Source organism: Marininema mesophilum (assembly GCF_900106775.1).
In the GTDB taxonomy this organism is placed as follows: domain Bacteria; phylum Bacillota; class Bacilli; order Thermoactinomycetales; family DSM-45169; genus Marininema; species Marininema mesophilum.
In genome coordinates this window covers 91,894-113,473 of record NZ_FNNQ01000013.1, presented here as the reverse complement: position 1 = coordinate 113,473, position 21,580 = coordinate 91,894, and the positions used below count along the sequence as shown (strand labels likewise).

Genomic DNA, 21,580 nt, shown 5'->3' with positions numbered 1-21,580 from the left:
TTTGAAACCATTAGAGCTAACTCTTACCACTTAAAAAGGAAAGCCTCTAGATTTCATCGTTCCCTAAGGGAACTTTGTCAGATCCCCTACATGTTCCCCAATCACATCCCTATGACGTGGCTCATGGTCAACCCTTTACATCTTTTCAGGAGCATTTACACTGATCATGTTCAAACCATTTTTCAATACTTGGGCCGTTGCAAGATAGAGCGAGAGGCGCGCGCGGTTCACCTGTTCGTCCTCTTGGATAACACGATGAGCATTGTAGTAGCTATGGAACTGACCAGCTAATTCAAACAGATACCGCACAACACGATGAGGGGCCATCTGCTCTGCAGCAGTCGCCACTTCACTTGGGAACTCCCCTAGTTTTTGCAGAAGATCATATTCCTGCTCAAGGGTTAGTGCCGAGAGACTCTCCTCATCAAAGCGTACAGTCAATCCTCGCTCTTGTGCTTGACGGAAGACACTGTTGATCCGTGCGTGAGCATACTGAACGTAGAACACAGGGTTTTCATTGGATTGGGTAACGGCTAGATCCATATCAAATTCGAGGTGGGAATCCAACCCACGGGAGGCAAAGATAAAACGAGTTGCATCAACTCCAACTTCCTCCATCAGCTCGACTAACGTAATCGCTTTTCCCGTCCGCTTGGACATCTTGATCAATTCCCCACCCTGATACAACTTCACCATCTGAGTTACAAGGAAGGTCAATTTTGCCGGATCGAAGCCAAGTGCACCCATGGCCGCTTTCATTCGCGGAATATATCCGTGGTGATCTGCGCCAAAGATATCAACGATCCGATCAAAGCCGCGATTATATTTATTGCGATGATAAGCGATATCCGGTGTAAGGTAAGTATAGGTACCATCCTGTTTTACTAATACCCGATCTTTATCGTCACCATAGTCCGTCGATTTCAACCAGAGAGCCCCGTCTTTTTCATAGGTTTTGCCAAGACCTTTTAACTCTTCAAGAGCTTCTTCCACTGCTCCTGATTCATGGAGTCCAACTTCCGAGAACCAGCTATCAAACTGAACGCGGTAGGCTCCTAGATCTTTCTTGATCTTCTCTAACAAACGCTGGAGACCTACTTTACGGAAGACTTCATACCGCTCTTCTGCATCGAGATGGATGAGCCGATCCCCTTCTTCTTTTGCCAGTTGTTCGGCCATCTCGATAATATCCCGACCACGGTAACCATCTTCAGGAAATTCCGATTCCAACTTCAGAGCTTCCCGGTAACGGGCCTCAAGGGAAAGTGTCATGTTATGAATCTGATTTCCTGCATCATTGATGTAATACTCACGAGTTACAGCAAAGCCAGCACTTGCCATCACACGACAGAGAACGTCCCCAAAGGCAGCACCTCGCGCATGGCCAAGATGGAGGCTCCCTGTTGGATTAGCACTGACAAACTCCACCAACACCTTTTGCCCTTGACCACCATCGGATTCACCATACTTACTCCCTTGCTGGATAACATCCTTCGTTACCTGAGTCAATAGAGAACGATCCACAAAAAAGTTGATAAAACCAGGGCCTGCTATCTCTATTTTCCGCACATGGGCTTTCTTTCGGTCGATCCCCTCGATGATTGCTTCTGCGATTTGACGCGGGTTTTTCCGTGCAATTTTGGTTAATTGCATCGCCATATTGGTAGCAAGATCCCCATGTGCTTTATCTCGAGGCACTTCCAGCGCGACCTCTGAGAGTTGACTCTCTTCAGCTAATCCCGCTCGAATCACCGCCTGGCGGATCTCATGTTTTAGATTTTCTTTCATCTGCTCCAAGACATTCATCTTATGCAGTCACCTCCGTCCATTTAATATTGAGAAGATAGGAGCCCATCGCTTCGCCACCCATGGCTAAGCGGAAGGATAAGCGAACCTGACCTTCTACCTCACTCCTTTTGCGGTCGTATTCTAAGGTTTCCACCTCAGTTTCAGACACACCACCAGGGATTTCAATACGACTGTAGGTCTTCTGATCTAACCGATAGGTTTGACGGTAATTGACAACCCCTTGACGGATCACTATCGCTTCATCCTTACCTGCTTTTACTGTCGTATTTACATCATCCGATGAATCAGGCGAACCTTCCTTATATTTAAGGACCCAATACTGTTCACGTTCCTCAAAGAACCCTTCTAACTGCTGTTCAATAACATCTCCGTCTCCCGCTTCGGAGGAATGGACTGTGGAATGAATCGCTAGTTGGACAGGTTTCACTAGCCACGCCGCCCTTTCTCTATATCTATCACTGATATGGATAACCACCATTAACGAGAGAAACCGATCAGCATCTCCCGGATCACTTTCGCGGCTACGACTGAGGTTTGCTCGGTTGGATCATAGGCTGGAGCTACTTCAACAAGGTCAGCCCCTACTACCTGAACATCCGACCCTGCAATAGCATGGATGGATGCAAGAAGTTCACGGGAGTTGATCCCACCTGGCTCTTGTGTACCCGTACCCGGAGCATAGGCAGGATCGAGAACATCGATGTCCACGGTTACGTAGACAGGGCGTCCAGCCAATGCCGGTAACGCTTCGTTCAACGGAGCTAGCACCTCAAAGGGATAAAAGTGGATTCCTCCCTGTTCCGCGTAATCGAATTCTTCCTTTGTACCCGAGCGAATCCCAAATTGATAGACGTTCTCTTCTCCGATCAGTTCTGCGATTTTCCGTAGCGGTGTCGCATGGGAGTACTCCTCCCCTTCATAATCGGTACGAAGATCCGTATGGGCATCCAGATGGATGATTGCTAGGTCAGGATAGTACTTGTACACTTCCCGTACAACAGGCCAGGTCACCAGATGCTCCCCGCCAATTCCGAGGGGCATCTTCTTCTGTGCAAGTACCTGGGCCACAAAGTCCCCGATCTGAGCGATGCTCTTTTCCGGGTTACCAAAGGCAAGAGGAATGTCTCCTGCATCATAGTAGGCTACGTCCGTCAATTCCTTGCGCAGATAAGGGCTATACTCCTCTAGGACAAGGGAAACCTCCCGTACACGCTTAGGTCCAAACCGAGAGCCTGGTCGAAAGCTAACAGTCCAATCCATCGGCATCCCATAGATCACGGTCTGGGCAGCTTCTAGTTCAGGAGTGGCACCGATAAAGACATTTCCAGAATAAGCTTCCTCAAAACGCATGGCTTACTTCTCCCCCTGTGTCAACACTTCAACAAAGCGAGGCAACTTAAAGAGTGCATGGAAAAGTTCAGGTTGAAAGTACTTGGTCTCTAGCTCAGGGATCTCGCTCACATCCACAGAGAGTGGATCTTTTCCTTTGGAACCTAGAGTAAAGCTCCACAGACCACTTGGATAGGTCGGGATACTAGCGGTGTATAGACGAGCTACCGGGAAGATCGATGAGATATCTTGATAAACCTGGGCAATCAAATCACGGTTAAACCAGGGGGATTCCGTCTGGGCTACCATGATACCATCGGGCTTCAATGCGTCATAAATCCCTTGATAAAAGGGTTTTTGGAAAAGACCTACTGCAGGGCCTACTGGTTCGGTAGAATCAACCAAAATGACATCGTACTCACCTTTATGTGCTTCAATATGCTGAATGCCATCCGCTACTTGAATATCCACTCGCTCATCGGAAAGCGCCCCTGCGATTGCCGGGAAGTACTCCCGTGATACATCAATCACACGACCGTCAATTTCACATAAAACGGCTTTTTCCACTGAGGGATGCTTCAACACTTCACGAATCGCCCCCCCATCTCCACCACCGACGACAAGCACTTTCTTCGGATTGGGGTGGGTGAACATTCCTACATGGGTCAGCATTTCATGATAAACAAACTCATCCTCATCCGTCGTCATGACCATACCGTCTAGGACCAACATCCGACCAAAGGTTTTGGTCTCGATAACATCCATGCTTTGAAAATCCGTTTGCTCATGGTAGAGTGTGCGGCGGATTTTACTTGTTATGCCATGATCCGGTGTTTGTTTTTCAGTATACCATAATTCCATATCCATAATTTATCTCCTCCGTCTAGGCCTACCGTGAATCAACGTTCCCAAGAGAACCTTACTATAGAATAAAGCAATCCACCCAAGCAGACAATCATGTATCTCCTATGAAATTCGCAATCTTCACGAAGAGCGTTTTAGCCTTTCTCCGCATAACATCGGAAACCCACCCTCATACTAACAAGGATTACCAAGTGAGGGCGTTTTCCAACCCCTCTCATCCAGTTCAGCAATTGCGACAGTAAGGGGGAACATCAATGGGGGACGATATCAATCGCACACTACCGCCCGATCCTACGGGATGGGATGAGATTCCTATAGGCCGTTGGTGGAATATCGGTCGTAAGGTCCTACGCCTTCTAGGAATCTGCCTTATCACCTCAGCAGCCATCGTCCTCGTTACTATGCTCTATCTCAAGTCTCGTCCTCTTCCACCCCCACCTATCGGCATCACTACAAAGATTGTGGACAGCGGAGGGAAAGTAATCGACCAATTGGATGCAGGGGAGCACCGGGATCCGGTCCGTTTAGAAAAGCTCCCCAAAGAACTGATCCAGGCGACACTTGCCGCAGAAGACCTGCACTTTTTTACCCATCGAGGTTTCTCCTTTCGGGGAATCGTACGTGCTGCTTTGGTCAACCTCAAAGAAGGCCGGATCGCTCAGGGTGCTAGTACCATCACGCAACAGTTGGCTCGTAACCTCTATCTCACCCATGATCGAACATGGAATCGTAAATGGAAGGAAGCGATTCTCACCACGCAGTTGGAACTTCATTTCACAAAGCACTCGATCCTAGAGATGTACCTTAATAAAATCTACTACGGCCATGGAGCCTACGGGGTAGAGAGCGCTGCCCAGCTTTATTTTCACAAACCGGCCCGCTCATTAACCCTTGCAGAAAGCGCGATGTTGGCAGGGATTCCCCGCGGTCCAGGGTACTACTCTCCCCTCGATAACCCTACACGTGCCAAAAAGCGGCAGGAGACCATCTTAGCTCGCATGGTGGCGACAAAAAAGATCACACGCCAACAAGCATCAGTTGCCAAGAGCGCTTCCCTTACCTATGGACCTCTCCCTAAACCAACACCTGCTCGCGCCCCTTGGTTTCGTGATTATGTGATCCGCTCAGCAATCAACGAATACGGTTTGAGTGAAGCACAGGTACGAAGTGGTGGATTAACCATTCACACCACCCTCGATGCTCGCAGACAACGAGAAGCAGAAAAAGGCGTTGCTCATTATATTCCGAAGGGAATGGAAGGAGCGTTAATCAGTATAAACCCTAAAACAGGGGCCATCCTGGCAATGGTTGGAGGTAAAGATTATACTCAATCCCAATACAACCGTGTATTTGCCCATCGCCAACCTGGTTCTACCTTTAAACCGCTTCTCTATCTCACTGCACTAGAACAAGGATATACCCCCTTGACACGCTTTAACAGTAATCCCACTGTATTTCAAGTAAATGGGGAGAACTATGCCCCTACAAATTATCACAATCATTACTTCCATCGGCCGATCACCATGCTAGAAGCAATTGCTACCTCAGATAATATTTACGCTGTCCATACTTTATTGGAGACCGATGCGACACAAACCACAGCCCTTGGTAATCGCATGGGGATCAACAGCCCTTTGCGGGCCGTCCCTTCCCTCGCCCTCGGCACCAGCCCTGTTCAGCCCATGGAGATGGCCAAGGTTTATGCTACGCTCGCCAATGGGGGTGTACAAAATCAGCCCTTTGCTATTCATAGCATTGAAGATGCGGATGGTAACAGGATTGGTCAACACACCCCTCGCGCGACGCCGATCATCTCCAAAGCAGAAGCCTTTGTCATGACACAATTATTGAAAAGAGTATTTGCCCCGGGAGGGACTGCACACCATGTACAGCAGATGATCCCTCGACCTGTCGTTGGTAAAACAGGGAGCACCGAGTGGGATTCGTGGCTATCCGGATACACCCCTGATCTAGAAACGACTTTATGGCTTGGCTATGATCGTGGCAAGCGTATCCCTACGGGTACCTCTCGCTTGACCCACGCTCTCTGGGGAAGCTATATGAGGAAAGCCCTGGCTAACACACCCGCGACAAACTTCTCTCCCCCATCAGGAGTGACTGCAGCCATCGTCGATCCAGTAACAGGAGACTTAGCTTCCTCCGCTTGTCCCCACCGTGAGAAGGTATGGTTCCTGAAAGGGACGGAACCCACTCAGCTTTGCTCGGTTCATGCTCCATCGGGATCTCCTCGTGAACGTCTACATTCCCTTTGGGACCGCATCAAAAAATGGTGGAACGGTTAATCGTTCCACCATTTTTTGATCTTACCAATTGATCATCCAAAAAAAGACACTAAAAAAGCGGGTATGGACCCGCCCCTTTAGTGTCCTAGCATTACGATCCCGAAGCCTAGCTTTAAGTTTACACCTGGATAAATGGGTGAACAAGTTAGAGATTACTTTGTTCACAGAGCGTTCACTTTTCATCCGCTGTGGTTAATGCACTCTTTAATTCCTGACTCGCATTCTCCCACCACTCGCTATTATTTTCGATCAGTAATCGCTTTAAAGCACCCTTATGTTGATCATCTAATCCCGCTACTTTAATGCGCCGCTTTAGGGCATCATCCATACGATTTACGTGTTCGGCTAGGTTTTTCCAACCTCGCCTTGCTTCCCGATTAACCGTCATAGAGCACGCTGTCAGGCCTGCGTAATAAGGACCTTCTTCTTTCCGATCAATGGCTACCCAAACCACCCAGTAGTCCTTGGGATTCCCCTCTTTGGGTACATCCTTAGGATCCGAGCTAAACTTGATACCACGTTCCGCTTTGCTCTTTGCATGGATCAACCCTAAATCAATGTGAGCCTCATCTCCATCGACTAAAATAGCGGATAAGTTAGATATGTTAAGTGTACCGGTATGATAACCACCATGTGTCGTGGAATCCTCCCGGATAATATTAAAGCCAGAATTTTTCTTGCCCATGATCCTTCGCCCCCTTCAATCTCCTTCCTTCATTGTATCCTAGAAGCAGAACCTGGTGCAAAAGCAAAAGCAGGTTTATGAAGGGGAGGCATTTAACATATTTAGGCGATCAACTACCTCGCTCCGATTGGTAGTTGATTTGGGGGGCAGTCCTCCTGGGTCCCCATCCCCATGATCATCCTTCACCACTTGGCGAATCGGAAGATGAATATTAAAGGTTGTCCCTCTTCCACTTCCGGGCTGGCTCGTTACATGAACTTGCCCTCCATGTTCGGAAATAATGCGGTGACAGATGGACAGCCCCATACCTGACCCATCTCCCTTGGTTGTAAAAAAGGGATCAAAGATCCGTGACATATACTCCGGTGGAATCCCACTCCCCGTGTCCTGAACACGGATACTAATCCGATCTCGCATCTCTTTCCAACGAACAAAAACAACTCCCTTGTCCGCCAATGCCTCCAGTCCGTTCTGCACCAAATTGATTAGCACTTGCTTAATCTGCTCTGCATCTGCTTCAATGATCACTGGTGAAGAAGGGGGTTGTGGTGTCAGGTCGTGCCCCATCAAAATTGCCTTTGGGTTAAGTAATTGAAGTACGTCATCAATCAGGCGATCCAAATTAAACAGCGTATGACGAGCAGGACGAGTTTCACTCAAATGGAGAAATTGTTTTAATAAATCGTTAATCCGATCGATTTCCGGTAACATGATCGACTCCCATTTCTTCACCTCAGGAGATTCTGTCGCTGATATCTGAATAAACCCCCGAATCGAGGTGAGTGGATTACGAATTTCATGGGCGAGTCCTGCTGCTAACTGTCCAACAGCGGATAACTTTTCAAGATGGCGACGACGCTCTTCCTCCTGATGGCGAATCCGCTTCTGCTCAATTGAAAGACGATGCTCTGCCAAACGGATCAACTCAGATGCACTCTGGGCCTCCCCAGGATAAGACGCTGTGCCAATACAAACATTGACAAGGGAGCGCTCCGCCCTCAATCCAGCAATCACATTTTCAACCGTCTCCAGGCAAAAACGCATTGCCGACTCATCACCAGTCAATCCAACTACAAATTGATCCCCATCATAACGAGCTACCTGGGCCAAAGGAGGGAGATTCTTCTTCAATTGGCGTGCAATCTGCACTAACAACTGATCTCCAGCATCGATACCCTCCCGCATATTCACCTGTTGAAAATCGACAAGATCAACACAGACCACATGATAATAATGACCTGTCGCCATACAACGAGAAAGGCTTTTAGTCACCTGTTCCTGTAATCCACCAAAATTATATAATCCTGTAAGGTAATCCCTTCGTGAAGTTTCTTCTAATTCATCGATGTATTCATGCAACCGAGAGTGAGCCTTATCCACCTTGTCCAATAGATGACTATTCTCCTGTTGAATCTCCTCTGCCCGTGCATGACCGCGATACATCCAACCACTCATCCAACCAAAAAAAGCAAACAAAACACCTTCCGTTGAAATCTCCCCTAGATTGGGAGCAAGATTAAGTCCATATTTCATCCCTGTATGTACGGTAAAAAATAGCACCGTATATGCCAGGGTTTTCAGAATGGGCACCTGGTCATGCAAAATGCCTAAAACAACCAGGTACGCCCACATAAAACGGCAATCTCCAGTCAATGCATCCAGCGTCATCAGGAGACCAAGTACAATGAGTGAGTAGAGACCATATGGAAGTTTGGGTGCCCACTGATGCCTCATTACTACTAACCCGAAAAGTACAGCAAACAAAGCCGCTGTTGCTTCCCAACTTCCTTCTATGAAGCCTAAGGTCCCTCTCGTATACCCTCCCTGGGTGATCAGCCAGTCGGTCAACGGTTTAACCCCCCATTTCACCCTCCGTCGAACAATATTCTCCCAAATTAAAAAAACGACGTGATTTAGTAACATCCCTACTCAAAAATGACTGGATCGATATTCATTTCTCCGTTTCATTTCTTTAAAATTAACGTAATGATTCCATCTTAGACATCAAATTTCCTCCTCCAAATCTCTCTTTCGACAAAATCTGTCAAAAATCGATTTAAATTTTGACCAGCGGAATTTATGTCTTTCCATTTTGTTGGATAAACTCTGTACTAACATTAACTCCCTGAACCATTCTCTAGTTGTCATGTTTAAAGATTGCTACTCGTACCTTGTATTATCAATACTAGGTGATATTCTGATTTTACAAGGGGGAATTGGATTGGAGAAGGAACAGGAATTGAGCCGTTCGATCCTAGAGCTGTTGGGTGGGCAGGAAAACTTAACCTCCCTGTCCCATTGCATGACTCGTCTTCGGGTAACAACAAGGGACCCCCAAAAAATTCGTTTAGCTGAGCTAAAGGAACTCCCTGATGTCATGGGTGTTGTCCAATCAGCAGGCCAATATCAAATCATATTAGGGCCAGGTAAGGTAACCAAAGTCGCTCAACATATGGCTAGGGAGACAGGAATAAAAGCGGATGAGGTACAAGATGTCAAAGCAAGTATCCAAGATCAAAACCGAACACCATTCAAACTCTTCCTGCGACGATTAGCTAGCATTTTTATCCCATTAATTCCTGCCATCGTAGCTAGTGGGATGCTCTTAGGCCTTACCAACGTCTTCCTGCACACCGATTTATTTGGACTCACTCCTGAGAGCCAAACAGTCGTGTTGTTAACGGCGATAAGCAAAGTGGTCTTCACATATCTCGCAATTTTTGTTGGAATCAACACGGCCCGTGAATTTGGAGGAACGCCTGCACTTGGCGGCATAGCTGGTGGTTTGATCATCTTCCCTGATATCGGTAAAATCACCCTCTTTGGTGAAGCACTTGTACCGGGTCGAGGTGGATTGATCGGGGTATTGCTAGCCGCTTGGTTTATCTCTGTAGCAGAGCGACATATTCGTCGCTACATTCCCGCGGCAATCGATATCATCGTTACTCCCACCCTTGCCCTTCTTGTAACAGGCTTAGCCACCTATATCCTCCTACAACCATTGGGTGGTTTCATCGCAGATGGAATCACCGATGGCCTCAAACTGCTCCTAGAAGCAGGCGGTACAGTTGGAGCCGCTTTATCTGGAGCCGTTTTAGCTGGTACTTTTCTACCCCTTGTAATAACTGGACTTCATCAGGGCTTGATCCCGATTCACATGGAATTGCTGGATAAGACGGGGTTGGACCCTCTTTGGCCGATCCTCGGAATGGCAGGGGCTGGACAGGTAGGAGCCGCCCTTGCTATCTATCTAAAAACCAAGAACAACACATTGAGAAATGTCATCAAAGGAGGATTGCCTGTCGGGGTTCTTGGGATTGGTGAGCCACTCATTTATGGAGTAACCCTTCCATTAGGCCGTCCTTTTTTAACTGCATGTCTTGGTGCCGCTGTAGGCGGAGCCATCCAAAGCGCCTTAGGAACGGCTACGATTGCTATCGGTGTCTCTGGACTACCCGCAGCCTTCCTCTTAGCCAAAGGTCACCTTCTCACCTTTTTGATCGGTATTCTCGCCGCATATGGAGCCGGCTTCTTATTCACCTGGCTCTTTGGTTACAAACGAGCGATGGATCAAACGTTTACAAAAGAAAATACCGCTTCCACCAAAAAGACAGCAACAGCCAGCTCAGTCGGTTCCCCATCCTAATGTGTAAAACCCGCCAGGACGGCGGGATTCTTTCTTATGGAGGATTTATCGATGGACAAGGAGACATCTCACTGGGTTACTGAAGAACGACATGAAGCCACCTATGAGTTAGACCGCATGACCACGATGGAAATCTTATCCGTAATGAACCAAGAAGATCAACGGGTTCCCCAAGCAGTAAGAGGAGAACTAACCCAAGTAGCCCAAACGGTAGATGCTATGGTAGAAGCTGTACAAAAGGGGGGACGAATTTTTTATATTGGAGCTGGAACAAGTGGGCGTCTGGGGGTATTGGACGCTTCTGAATGCCCACCTACCTTCTCCAGCGATCCGCAAACGGTGCAGGGAATTATCGCAGGAGGGGATCACGCCTTACGGTTTGCCATTGAAGGGGCCGAAGACAGTGCAGAACAGGGTGCAGAGGATCTACAAGTAAGCGGATTCAATCCAACGGACTTTCTAGTCGCTCTATCCGCTAGTGGACGTACTCCTTATGTGATGGGGGCTTTAACCCACGCCAAACATATCGGTGCACAAAGTGCTTCGATTGCCTGCAATCCTCACTCTCCTGCTGGTCGCCTTGCTACCATTGCTATCGATATAAAGACGGGACCAGAGATCCTCACTGGGTCTACCCGGCTGAAGGCAGGAACCGCCCAGAAGCTTGTTCTCAATATGCTGAGTACAGCCATGATGATTCGCCTTGGCAAAACCTATGGCAACCTAATGGTTGACCTAAAACCAACGAACAAAAAACTGCATGAACGCTCCCGGCAGATTGTCTCCTTAGCTACGGGTGTACCATTAAGTGAGGCATCCACCACCCTCGATCTAGCAGGCGGTGAAACGAAAACAGCCATTGTCATGCTTTTAGCAAACACCGATGCAGCGTCTGCTCGCCAGCGCCTTACCAGTACCGCTGGTCGTGTAAGAGATGCTCTAGGGAATAACTCATCCTCCTAAAAACAACAGTTACAAAAAGGCAACGGGTTACCCGTTGCCTTTTCTTCTGTGGGAATTTCGTCTTAACGATTTACCCAGCGCGTGTAAGGAGGACGTTCCTCTTCTCTCTCGGCACTAGCCACTTCATTCACCGTTTTGTGTGATAATGGTTCCTTCACACCATAAAGTTCTTCGATACGAATCGGACCTTGTCTTCCATCAGAATTCATATAAGTTCCTGCTGCTCCTCGCTCAGGAACACCTTCACGTCCTTCTAAGGCCGCTGCTCCCTCACGGTCTTGCCAATGACCACCATATCGTCTCCGATAGGTTTGGTGGGCCAGGGGAGCCCGTTCAGGTTCCTCTAAAAGAGTATGTATAATCGTTTCTTTCAAAATACTTTTAATCTCTTCACTGCGATATCCGTTATCTACACTATCTACCCAATCAAAGATTGGCCCATCTTCCTTCGTAAATGTCACATTCCGCTGTGTAGGGGATAGCTCCTGTAATACACCCATCCGCTCTCTGAACGTTCCCCGGTCACAAATCGTATCTAAAGGAAAATATACGCCCTTTAGATAGGATTGGATACAGTATTTAACCAACAGAGGGAACTGACCTCGGGGCAGGATATCATACCAATTGCGCAGGAACCGATCTTTTTTCCCCAAATAAACGCCTACTGTGATCGTCATTTTCAGAACCCCTTTCAAATCGTCGGTACTTGTCCAACCCCTTGTAGCCCAATTCCTCTGCAGCTACAAGAGAAAAAGTAAAGAAGCCAGCACCGCATTTTTTTCTCATTATGCCTGTGCAAATCCTTCTTTTGCCAAATATAGTATCAATGCTGACTACTCACAGTCAACAGAAGATTTTGTCGAATTGAGACAAGTTCTCCCGTTTTTCTTTTTTTCCTATATCAATCGTTTATGATGTTGAAGAATTCGACGATATTGTTCTGGATGTTGCTTCAAATGTTGAAACACGAAAAAATTTGGACGGGTGTTTACTTCAAAAATCCAAGGATGCCCCTGTTGATCGGGCCCGATATCAATCCCAAGTTCCTTAATACCGGGAAAACGGGCATTTAAGACATCCACCGTCATTCTGGATAAGGAAAGTAAGTTTGAGCAGAGTTGTTCATTGACCGGATTCCCTTTACCAAATGCCCTTATTATCGCTTCCTTTGCCGTGAGAGGCCTTCCACCCTTACAATGATTTGTCACAAATTGTCCTGGAGCGGCTACCTTGGCTACCATCCCGCTGAGGAGCCACTCCTCCTCGGGCTTTTGTAGCATGATACGGATATCAAAGGGGCGTCCATCCACCTTCATTATTTCAATTCCCTGTTGGATAATGTATTGACGAGAAGGAGAGAGAAACCTCACCAAACGTTTACAAAGATCCCTCATCTTCATCAGATGGCGTTCTTTACGCCAGCGTAATTCGCATTGGTCTCCGTCCTTTTGAATGCGAACGATTCCTGAGCCGCCACCCCCTTTATCCGGTTTAACAAACACCGTCGGGTATTGATCCAACATCTGTATCAGCTCATCTTTATGCAACCACTTTGTGTCTGGAATATAAGCCGCCAAGGGTTGATGGGATAGCATCACCTTTGTTTTAAGCGCTTTACTAGCAATTTGCCGATATCTTCTACGCATGGGTGTCCTCTCCTTATAGCCTGATACATATGTCAGATGAATGGGCGAGCTATCTGTGTACATCCCTAGTCTATTCCTTCGCATCTGTGGCAGTGAAACAACTTCGCCTAATTTTACCCAACTCGCACCATGATCCGTTCCCTATATGAATGTGTTAAAATGGAAATGAATGTAGTGCATGTTGTTACCCGTAAAGGAATGTGCAAAAATGTACAATGAACGACCCTCAACTAACCGAAAATCTTATTTATTGTGGATAATCCTTCTCTTAATACTGATCATCGGCTTTAATCAACGCGGGACGATTCTCGCACAGCCGCTTCTTCATCAAGGGAATTTTTTGTTAGAATCCTGGCGCTTCCGTGACTTTGACTTGATCAAGAGTCCACAGGCGCTTGTCTATTACACCCCTTCCCAAAAAGAAGAGGCTACGCTCATCTCTAAAGAGGCTGAAGACATCCTCTCCTCCTTTGCGAAGCACTACAATTTTAAGCCAAGGCGACCCTTACCGATCTTTCTTTTCCCGGATCGTCAAAGGATGGAGGAACATTTCACTACTAGAAACAGCCATAATGCCAACGGTATCTATACGGCAGGAGCCGTCTACATTCTCGATCCTGCGGCATGGAATATGAGTTTTCCCTCTGCTACCCAACAACCTAGCAAGTGGGCTCGTCTCTTTCATAAGGAAGGACCGCTCACCCATGAAATCACCCATTATTATTTGGACCGAACCACCGGGGGGAACTACCCTCTATGGTATACAGAAGCCTTTGCCCAATGGGTAGAATATAAAGAATTAGACTATGAACGAGTACCACCTACTCAACCGCTACCAAAGTATGTCCTATATACCTATGATGAGCTTTACAATCGCTTTGATCAGTTACCTAACCAAGACCTCGCCTACCGACAATCCTTTCTCTTTCTGCGCTGGATAATAGATTCTCATGGGGAGAAACTTAACAAACAACTACAAGAGCATCTAGCTCAGGGGAAAACATTTAACGAGGCGTGGAAACGAACGTATGGCGAGACACCGAAGCGATCTTATGATAAATGGCTTTATCAAATCGGCCGATAACTCTTCTTGCGGGGTGGATGAATCTATGTGTGCCAAAATTCTTGTCGTTGAAGATGAACGACCTATCGCAGATATCCTGCAATTTAATCTATCAAAGGAAGGTTACGAGGTAGAGTGCATCTATGACGGTGAAGAGGCGATCCAGCGCATTATTGCAGAGCCGCCGGATCTTGTTCTTCTGGACTTGATGTTGCCGGGGGCCGATGGTATCGAAGTATGCCGTCGCGTACGGCAACATCATCAAGTCCCTATCATTATGGTCACCGCGAAGGATTCTGAAGTGGACAAAGTACTCGGCCTTGAAATTGGCGCGGATGATTATGTCACCAAACCCTTTAGCAACCGTGAGCTCCTCGCCCGGGTAAAAGCAAACCTTCGTCGTACCCGAGACCGTGCTGAAGAGCCTACAACATCTACCACATCCCAGATCCTTCGAGTCGGCTCCCTTGCCATCGATCAGGGAAGTTATCTTGTCTCCAAAGAAAAAGAACCGATTGAATTGACTCACCGGGAATTTGAACTTCTCTTATATATGGCCAAAAACGTCAACCAAGTGCTTACCCGCGAACATCTCCTCCAATCCGTCTGGGGTTATGATTATTTTGGTGATGTGCGGACAGTAGACGTTACGATTCGCCGTCTACGTGAAAAAATCGAGGATGATCCCAGCCAGCCCATCTATATCATCACACGGCGCGGTATCGGCTACACCATGCGGGATCCCCAAGGAGACCGATGAAATTTTTCAAATGGCTCCGTTTATTTAATAGTGTTCAATGGAAGATGGTTCTGATCTACATCTCTCTCCTATTGATCGCGATCCAATTGATTGGTGTCTATTTCTTTCAAGAGTTAGAGGATTTTTACGTTGGCGATCTAGAAGTTCGTCTCAAACGACAAGCCGATCTACTAATCTCTCCGGGCGGTATGGCTAAGGAGCTGGCTAAGCCCCAGCTCAATTCCGCTGAAAAACGCAAACGATTAAACAAATTATTACAAAACATCTATATCCTTGATAAAGGCTCAGGGCAAATCGTTCAGCTCCTCGATCAAGATGGAGTCGTCCTTAGTACCACAGCAGAAAACAAATCCAAGATTGGACAAAAAAATCCACGGGTAACTTCTGTTCTCCGTGGAGTTAACACCAACGATACACAGTTTCGTCGAGGCCCAAACAATCAACCTCTCATCCTTTATTCCAAAGCAATTACAGAGAATGATCAAGTCATCGGTGCCATCTACATCGAAGCCCCGATGAAGAAAACCTATGACACCATTCGGACAATTAACAACAAACTTCTACAAATTTCACTTTTCTCCTTAGTTGGCACGGCGATCTTGGGGATTATCCTGGCTCGTACCATTACCAACCCGGTTAAAGAGATCACCGAACAAGCTTCTGAAATGGCTCTTGGTGATTTTCACCGAAAAGTAGCTGTGAAAAGTAATGATGAAATTGGTCAACTCGCTGCCGCCTTCAACCACCTCGCGCAACACCTTCGCGAAGCTCTTTCCCAAAACGAAGAGGAAAAAGGAAAATTAGAGTCCGTTTTGACTAATATGAACGATGGTGTTATTGCTACAGATGATCGAGGGTGTGTGATTGTCATCAATCAACGGGCAGGCAACATCCTAGGGAGGACGATTGCTAAAGGGGATCCCATCACCCAGGCTCTTCCCTTATCAGAGCCTCTCCCTTTTCCTCTAGTGGAGGAACGGCAAGCCTATCTGGAATTAAATCGTGAGGATGAAGATGAGCCCACGGTAGTCAAGATCACCTTTACCCCCATCCGCCGCTCAGAGGAGACCGTTGGCTTGATTACGGTTCTCCAGGATGTTACCGAAGAGAATAAACTAGATCGACAACGGAAGGAATTTGTGGCCAATGTCTCTCACGAGCTACGGACTCCTCTCACCACCATCAAGAGCTACTTAGAAGCCCTCGACGAAGGTGGGGCGATGGAAGATCCCGAGTTAGCCAAACGTTTTCTACGGGTCACCCGTCAGGAATCCGAGCGAATGACCCGCCTCATCCACGACCTGTTACAACTATCCCGTCTCGACGCCCAAAAGGTTCGCTTTAATCGGCAACCCGTAGCAATCGAGGAGATTCTCTCGGATGCTGTAGAGCGATTTTCCATTTCTGCGGAACAAAAAAATATTGATATTTCCTTCCGTTTCAATGATCATTTACCCAAAATATACGGGGATCGGGATCAGTTGGATCAAGTATTGGACAATCTGATCTCCAACGCGGTCAAATACACTCCTGAAGAAAGAAGTATCACCGTTTCTGCTCGCCGTCGTTCGGATGGCTTCGTTGTAGTAGCCGTCTCTGACCGAGGGATCGGTATTCCTCAAAAGGATCTCGCCCTCATTTTTGAGCGATTTTATCGTGTGGATAAAGCCCGCTCTCGTAATATGGGTGGTACTGGACTTGGACTGGCTATTGCAAGAGAGATCATCGAAGCCCACGGTGGATCGATCGATATAGATAGCCGCTATGGATGGGGCACCACCGTCCACTTTACGCTGCCCCCCTATGTACCGGAGGTAATCCGATGATAGATCACATCAAATCCGTCCTCTTGACCATACTCATCCTGACTAGCTTTGTGCAGTCGGGGATTCTTCTTTATACCTCTCCTTCCTATGAGCAGGTATTGACGCCGGATGATTATTCCTATCCCCATAAGATCGTCAAGGAATCCTTTGAAAAACAAGGAGTCCACGAAATTGCTGCACCCAGTCAAATTCTCATCCATCAGAATGGAAAGCATCAACAAATCCCAGGAAACTTGGAAAAGAGTCAAATTCGTAATCTCCTTTCCAATGTACATCTAACTGAGCTGACGAGACCACAAAAGGTGACACCATCCAACAAGGACTGGAATAACCTCATGGCGAAAAAAGATGGGATTGAGTTGCGCTTTAACAACAACCTCTCTCCAGAGATCATGCAAGCATTCTTCACCACGGATCTACCAAAACCGGATCTACGCTCGGTCAGCCGGGTATGGATCTATCAAAATGCTGCGGGCGATCAATCTGCTCGTTTTATCTCAGATGAAACAGGAAAAACCGTGCAATACAAAGCGACTCTGGAATCCTTTGCTGATTTAATAAAGGTCGCGGACAAACTAAATGCTCCTTTCTTATCCGCTACCCTTCCTAAGAAAAATTCGGGCGCGATACCAAGACCCCTCTATCTACCAAATGATCCACTCGCCGTTCAGCAACTGCGCTATCCTTTAAAAAAGATTACGATTAATGATCTAAAGCTTGCACTATTTCCAGATCCTAATCTAATCGAAAAAAAACTCACCCTAGATCGTGCTACGATGTACACCGATACCACTCGAACCCTCCAACACAATACAGCCAAGAATTTAATCACTTACAATCGCCCGGATTCCACCACCGAATCGGAATTCAGCCTGACAGATCAACTGGACTTGATCCAGCAGTTTATGCGTCGACACGAAGGATGGACGGGGAATTTCCTCCTTGACGATATAGAAAATGACCCAGACCAAGTCACTCCTTTCTTTCGATTCCGCCTTTACACCAACGGCCTCCCTGTCTTTTGGGATGGAGGAGAGAAAATTACCCCAGCCACTTTACGTCTCTCTGCGGTGGGCAAAGGAGTAACAAGCTATGATCGCTCACTCTTCTACCCAGCCTTACAACCAGATAAAAAGGCAACGAAGGTGAGTTACCTACCCGACAAAAAAGAACTACTCGCTGAATTGGATCGCAAGGGGATCTCGTTAGAGAAGAAAGTAACCAGTATCTACCCTGGATACCGAACGGATATCAAAGATCAGGCCGTTACTTTCATTCCCACATGGATCATTCAATTGGAGGATGGGACAAGAAATTATGTAGAAAAGCGATCACCTGGGAGGTGACCCGTCATGGAATGGAGCAAAGCCAAAAGTATACTCATCATGGCCTTCCTCGCCTTAAACATCTTTCTAGCTAGCCAACTATTCAATGCTAGAACAGAACAATCCCAGGATGATCAGGCTACCAATACACAGGAAGAGCTTAATGAAATCGCTACAGAGGCGGACATCACGATCCTTGGTAAAACACCTGCGGAACCTCCTCAAGTAAACTCCCTTAAAGGAAGTCCTGTTTCCTTTAAGGAACCTTGGACCAATGACACCGATGGTACCTGGGTGCAAACCTTTGATCCTCCTCTAACTGTTAGTGGAGATCGAGAGAAAACCCTTAATCGCTATATCGATAGCCTGGATAACTACGTCTTTCAACCCGATGAATCCAACGATAAACGTCAAGTTTATTATCAACGATATGGCAAAAACCTCATTTTCGACGGCAAGATCGAGGCGAAATGGAAGAATAAAAACCACCTGACCTCCCTGCGACAATCTCTTTTCAAGGTTGAATCCCAAAATGGGGCAAAACGGCCCGGAGTCGCTGCCACTACGACACTCATCAACTTAATTGAAAAGGGACAAATCCAAAAAAAAGAGACCGTCACCAATATCCAATTGGGATATCATAGCCAGTCTTATGATAAAAAGGTTCGTATTTTACAACCCATGTGGCGGATCCAAACCAAAAAACATACCTTCTTTGTCAATGCTTTTAATGGCGCAATTGAATCCTCCGTCAATGAAACCAATCACGAATAGAAGCTGGAGGAGCCTATCCCATGAAGTACAGCATATTGGCCAGTGGGAGTACCGGAAACTCCCTCTACATAGAAACCGAGAACATCCGCATTCTCATCGACGCTGGCCTATCTGGCAAACAATTGGAAACAAAAATGAAGGCAATCGGTGCCGATCCTACCCAGTTGGACGCCCTTTTGGTTACCCATGAACACATCGACCATGTTAAAGGGCTGGGTGTCTTTGCTCGTCGGTACCAACTTCCTATCTATATGAATGAAGCTACTTGGGGAAGCTTACCCAGTGGCGTTGGGGCGATTCATCCCGATCAGCAACGCATCTTTCCTGTGCTATCTACCCTACAATTAAAGGATCTTGCCATCGAATCCTTCCCCATTTCCCATGATGCCGCTCAGCCTATGGGATTTTGCTTTCACGCAGAAGATGTCTCCCTTGGCCTTGTCACTGACACAGGTTATATTAATCAGCGTATTGTTGAAAAGATACGAGGAGCAGAAGCACTCATTCTTGAGTCCAACCATGACGTCGAGATGCTTCGCATGGGTGCATACCCCTGGAACATCAAACGACGAATTTTAAGTGACGTTGGTCATCTATCCAATGAAGATGCCGCAGAAGCCCTCCTCGACATTCTTCAGGGCGAAGGAGAAGATGTTCACCTCGCTCACTTGAGTCAGGATAACAACCTGACCGAACTAGCCCATCTCACCGTACGAAGCATTCTCGAAGAAGAAGGGTTAAAGGTAGGAAAGGACATCCATTTACGAGAAACCTGGCCGGATCGTCCCACTCCTCTCAGAAAAATACGAAAACGATCATAAAAAAAATAGCTGTCATTCTCTTAGATCAATCACAGCTAATTTTAATCTCATTCTCATGATTCCCTAAGGGAAAGCCGCTATAATAATAAGTGTCCTCCTTTAACAGCGAGCCATATTGATGTTAACCTAGCCATTCTTTTGGGTTACCCCTACATCTCTGTTGAATCCGCTGCCCTGCATAGGTTGCAGGGTTTTTTTTGCACAAAAACTAGCCATCTAGCTCTGCCATTCTTTTTTCTAACTCCTCGATGGATACGAGTTTATTATCGATCATTACCTGAATAAGGGTTCCCAGCCAGAGACGAGTACGATGATCTGCTTCCTTGAGATCAGCCAACTGCGCACCCCAGTTGACCAAGGTCCATGGATCAATCGGCTCCGTTCTTTTATTTGAACTCATCCGCCGTGCTCCTTACCTTTTTCTTTCAGTTTGACCGACAGAGAAAGGACGCAAACCTTGACGTTTGAAAATTAAAAACATTTTCTAGCTATCTCTCCTTTAGAACACCACAGGGAAACAGTATAATAAAGTTACACCCATCACATAATGTTAGAGAATTTACGTCTGATTTGATTGGTTCAAGGAGGAATGTGCCCGTGGGGTTTTATAATGATCGGAATAGAAGTACCAAGAGCCTAATTTGGGTTGCTTTGATTTCAGCAATCGTTGGTGGGCTCCTGGTACTAATCGTGTCACCTGCCTTAGTTCGATCCGGAATTCTTCCTCAACAATCCTTCCAAGGACCTGCCGTTTCAGAAAACACAGGTCCCGCGAGTTCTGTCAATGTTACTTCCAATATCACCAAAGCAGTCGAAAAGGTTCGCCCCGCTGTAGTTGGAATCGTCAACCAGAAATCAAGTGATCCCTTTACACAAAAAACTGTCGAACAGGGGACTGGTTCTGGAGTCATCTTTAAAAAACAGGGGGGTAAAGCCCTAGTTGTAACCAACCAACATGTAGTCGCTGGTGCTGACAAGGTAAGTGTGGTCATCCCTGGTGAAGGCCAAGGGAAAGAAGTGAGCGCCCGCGTGATTGGAAAAGATGAGCCCACTGATTTAGCCGTATTGGAAATGTCCTCTGAGTATGTAAAGGCGGTCGCCCAATTTGGCAACTCTGATAAGTTGAAGGCTGGCGAACCTGCCATCGCCATCGGAAATCCCCTTGGATTGGAGTTTTCTCAGTCCGTAACATCAGGGGTGATCAGCTCCCCCCATCGACAAATCGCTGTTTCAGAGAACATGGCGATGGATGCCATTCAGACAGATGCTGCGATCAATCCTGGGAACTCAGGTGGAGCACTCGTTAACGTCGCTGGACAGGTCATCGGAATTAATAGCCTTAAAATTGCGGAGCAGGGTGTCGAGGGTCTTGGCTTTGCCATCCCTTCCAATGACGCAAAACCAACAATCAATGATCTCGTCCAATATGGTAAAGTAAAGCGACCCTTCCTCGGTATTCAATTGCGTGATCTAGACACGATCACCAACGACGACCGTCAGCGGTTAAACCTTCCTGACTCGGTCCGTAATGGCGTAGCCATCATCAATGTAACCAATGGTAGCAGTGCCGATGAGGCCAATCTACAACGATTAGACGTTATTACAGCCCTGGACGGTAAACCGATCAAAAATGGCTCGGCACTTCGCTCCTATCTCTGGAAAGAGAAAGAAGTCGGCGAAACAACCACCTTCACCTTCTACCGTGACGGGAAAAAGATGACAGCCAAAGTGAAATTAAGAGAAAAATCCTAGGAGCTATCAAGTCA

At 46.9% G+C, this 21,580-nt stretch carries 19 protein-coding genes; 10 read left to right on the top strand and 9 right to left on the bottom strand.

What is annotated here, in order from left to right; translation table 11 throughout:
- Positions 1-135 precede the first annotated feature (135 nt).
- From argS to speE, 4 genes are read right to left on the bottom strand one after another with little or no spacing between them, the layout of a single operon-like run.
- Positions 136-1,806, bottom strand: coding sequence for an arginine--tRNA ligase (argS, locus tag BLV90_RS12790; protein ID WP_091741728.1), 1,671 nt, complete (start codon positions 1,804-1,806; stop codon positions 136-138).
- 1 nt (position 1,807) lies between these two features.
- The gene (locus tag BLV90_RS12785) at positions 1,808-2,236 is read right to left on the bottom strand and encodes a YwiB family protein (protein WP_177168056.1); all 429 of its coding nucleotides are present in this window, start codon (positions 2,234-2,236) and stop codon (positions 1,808-1,810) included.
- 50 nt (positions 2,237-2,286) lie between these two features.
- Complete coding sequence (speB, locus tag BLV90_RS12780) at positions 2,287-3,159, bottom strand: agmatinase (RefSeq protein WP_091741723.1); 873 nt, start codon at positions 3,157-3,159, stop codon at positions 2,287-2,289.
- Between the two features lie 3 nt (positions 3,160-3,162).
- A complete protein-coding gene (gene speE, locus BLV90_RS12775; protein ID WP_091741756.1) occupies positions 3,163-3,999 on the bottom strand; it encodes a polyamine aminopropyltransferase in 837 nt (278 codons plus the stop codon).
- 257 nt (positions 4,000-4,256) lie between these two features.
- Between speE and BLV90_RS12770 the strand changes: the two genes are divergently transcribed.
- Positions 4,257-6,305: a transglycosylase domain-containing protein gene (locus BLV90_RS12770; RefSeq protein WP_091741720.1), complete on the top strand. Its 2,049-nt coding sequence runs from the start codon at positions 4,257-4,259 to the stop codon at positions 6,303-6,305.
- 172 nt (positions 6,306-6,477) lie between these two features.
- On the opposite strand, the gene BLV90_RS12765 is transcribed toward BLV90_RS12770, so the two are convergent.
- Together BLV90_RS12765 and BLV90_RS12760 are read right to left on the bottom strand one after the other, a co-directional pair.
- Positions 6,478-6,990 carry a YwhD family protein gene (locus tag BLV90_RS12765; protein WP_091741718.1) on the bottom strand — a complete coding sequence of 171 codons (513 nt, stop codon included), beginning with the start codon at positions 6,988-6,990 and terminating at the stop codon, positions 6,478-6,480.
- Between the two features lie 75 nt (positions 6,991-7,065).
- Positions 7,066-8,838, bottom strand: coding sequence for an ATP-binding protein (locus BLV90_RS12760; protein ID WP_177168055.1), 1,773 nt, complete (start codon positions 8,836-8,838; stop codon positions 7,066-7,068).
- Between the two features lie 373 nt (positions 8,839-9,211).
- Here BLV90_RS12760 and BLV90_RS12755 point away from each other — a divergent pair, with 373 nt between their 5' ends.
- Both BLV90_RS12755 and murQ read left to right on the top strand, forming a co-directional pair.
- On the top strand, positions 9,212-10,636 hold the full coding sequence (locus tag BLV90_RS12755; RefSeq protein ID WP_245726353.1) for a PTS transporter subunit EIIC: 1,425 nt from the start codon (positions 9,212-9,214) through the stop codon (positions 10,634-10,636).
- A 51-nt stretch (positions 10,637-10,687) separates the two neighbouring features.
- Positions 10,688-11,599 (top strand): N-acetylmuramic acid 6-phosphate etherase, encoded by a 912-nt coding sequence (gene murQ / locus BLV90_RS12750; protein ID WP_091741712.1) that lies wholly within the window; start codon positions 10,688-10,690, stop codon positions 11,597-11,599.
- Between the two features lie 62 nt (positions 11,600-11,661).
- Here the strand turns inward: murQ and BLV90_RS12745 are convergent, their stop codons facing one another.
- Together BLV90_RS12745 and BLV90_RS12740 are read right to left on the bottom strand one after the other, a co-directional pair.
- On the bottom strand, positions 11,662-12,276 hold the full coding sequence (locus BLV90_RS12745; RefSeq protein ID WP_091741709.1) for a hypothetical protein: 615 nt from the start codon (positions 12,274-12,276) through the stop codon (positions 11,662-11,664).
- Between the two features lie 219 nt (positions 12,277-12,495).
- Positions 12,496-13,245, bottom strand: a complete 750-nt coding sequence (locus BLV90_RS12740; RefSeq protein WP_177168054.1) for a YheC/YheD family protein — start codon at positions 13,243-13,245, stop codon at positions 12,496-12,498.
- Between the two features lie 208 nt (positions 13,246-13,453).
- On the opposite strand from BLV90_RS12740, the gene BLV90_RS12735 reads away from it, so the two are divergent.
- From BLV90_RS12735 to BLV90_RS12710, 6 genes are read left to right on the top strand one after another with little or no spacing between them, the layout of a single operon-like run.
- Complete coding sequence (locus BLV90_RS12735; RefSeq protein ID WP_091741701.1) at positions 13,454-14,329, top strand: peptidase MA family metallohydrolase; 876 nt, start codon at positions 13,454-13,456, stop codon at positions 14,327-14,329.
- A 25-nt stretch (positions 14,330-14,354) separates the two neighbouring features.
- The gene (yycF, locus tag BLV90_RS12730; protein ID WP_091741698.1) at positions 14,355-15,068 is read left to right on the top strand and encodes a response regulator YycF; all 714 of its coding nucleotides are present in this window, start codon (positions 14,355-14,357) and stop codon (positions 15,066-15,068) included.
- Complete coding sequence (locus BLV90_RS12725) at positions 15,065-16,894, top strand: ATP-binding protein (RefSeq protein ID WP_091741695.1); 1,830 nt, start codon at positions 15,065-15,067, stop codon at positions 16,892-16,894. The genes yycF and BLV90_RS12725 overlap by 4 nt, the downstream gene beginning before the upstream one ends.
- Entirely contained in the window at positions 16,891-18,240 is a 1,350-nt protein-coding gene (locus BLV90_RS12720; protein WP_177168053.1) for a YycH family regulatory protein, read from the top strand. The genes BLV90_RS12725 and BLV90_RS12720 overlap by 4 nt, the downstream gene beginning before the upstream one ends.
- A gap of 6 nt (positions 18,241-18,246) precedes the next feature.
- Positions 18,247-18,993: a two-component system regulatory protein YycI gene (yycI, locus tag BLV90_RS12715; RefSeq protein WP_091741688.1), complete on the top strand. Its 747-nt coding sequence runs from the start codon at positions 18,247-18,249 to the stop codon at positions 18,991-18,993.
- Between the two features lie 20 nt (positions 18,994-19,013).
- On the top strand, positions 19,014-19,814 hold the full coding sequence (locus tag BLV90_RS12710; RefSeq protein ID WP_091741685.1) for an MBL fold metallo-hydrolase: 801 nt from the start codon (positions 19,014-19,016) through the stop codon (positions 19,812-19,814).
- Between the two features lie 208 nt (positions 19,815-20,022).
- Here BLV90_RS12710 and BLV90_RS12705 read toward each other — a convergent pair whose 3' ends face one another.
- Positions 20,023-20,214 carry a hypothetical protein gene (locus tag BLV90_RS12705; protein WP_091741682.1) on the bottom strand — a complete coding sequence of 64 codons (192 nt, stop codon included), beginning with the start codon at positions 20,212-20,214 and terminating at the stop codon, positions 20,023-20,025.
- 197 nt (positions 20,215-20,411) lie between these two features.
- Between BLV90_RS12705 and BLV90_RS12700 the strand changes: the two genes are divergently transcribed.
- The gene (locus tag BLV90_RS12700) at positions 20,412-21,566 is read left to right on the top strand and encodes a S1C family serine protease (RefSeq protein WP_091741679.1); all 1,155 of its coding nucleotides are present in this window, start codon (positions 20,412-20,414) and stop codon (positions 21,564-21,566) included.
- Positions 21,567-21,580: the final 14 nt, after the last annotated feature.

Coding starts and splice junctions, on each gene's coding strand:
- argS (WP_091741728.1), bottom strand. CDS start 1,806: ATGAATGTCTTGGAGCAGATGAAAGAAAATCTAAAACATGAGATCCGC.
- speB (WP_091741723.1), bottom strand. CDS start 3,159: ATGCGTTTTGAGGAAGCTTATTCTGGAAATGTCTTTATCGGTGCCACT.
- speE (WP_091741756.1), bottom strand. CDS start 3,999: ATGGAATTATGGTATACTGAAAAACAAACACCGGATCATGGCATAACA.
- BLV90_RS12770 (WP_091741720.1), top strand. CDS start 4,257: ATGGGGGACGATATCAATCGCACACTACCGCCCGATCCTACGGGATGG.
- BLV90_RS12765 (WP_091741718.1), bottom strand. CDS start 6,990: ATGGGCAAGAAAAATTCTGGCTTTAATATTATCCGGGAGGATTCCACG.
- murQ (WP_091741712.1), top strand. CDS start 10,688: ATGGACAAGGAGACATCTCACTGGGTTACTGAAGAACGACATGAAGCC.
- BLV90_RS12745 (WP_091741709.1), bottom strand. CDS start 12,276: ATGACGATCACAGTAGGCGTTTATTTGGGGAAAAAAGATCGGTTCCTG.
- BLV90_RS12740 (WP_177168054.1), bottom strand. CDS start 13,245: ATGCGTAGAAGATATCGGCAAATTGCTAGTAAAGCGCTTAAAACAAAG.
- BLV90_RS12735 (WP_091741701.1), top strand. CDS start 13,454: ATGTACAATGAACGACCCTCAACTAACCGAAAATCTTATTTATTGTGG.
- yycF (WP_091741698.1), top strand. CDS start 14,355: ATGTGTGCCAAAATTCTTGTCGTTGAAGATGAACGACCTATCGCAGAT.
- BLV90_RS12725 (WP_091741695.1), top strand. CDS start 15,065: ATGAAATTTTTCAAATGGCTCCGTTTATTTAATAGTGTTCAATGGAAG.
- BLV90_RS12720 (WP_177168053.1), top strand. CDS start 16,891: ATGATAGATCACATCAAATCCGTCCTCTTGACCATACTCATCCTGACT.
- yycI (WP_091741688.1), top strand. CDS start 18,247: ATGGAATGGAGCAAAGCCAAAAGTATACTCATCATGGCCTTCCTCGCC.
- BLV90_RS12710 (WP_091741685.1), top strand. CDS start 19,014: ATGAAGTACAGCATATTGGCCAGTGGGAGTACCGGAAACTCCCTCTAC.
- BLV90_RS12705 (WP_091741682.1), bottom strand. CDS start 20,214: ATGAGTTCAAATAAAAGAACGGAGCCGATTGATCCATGGACCTTGGTC.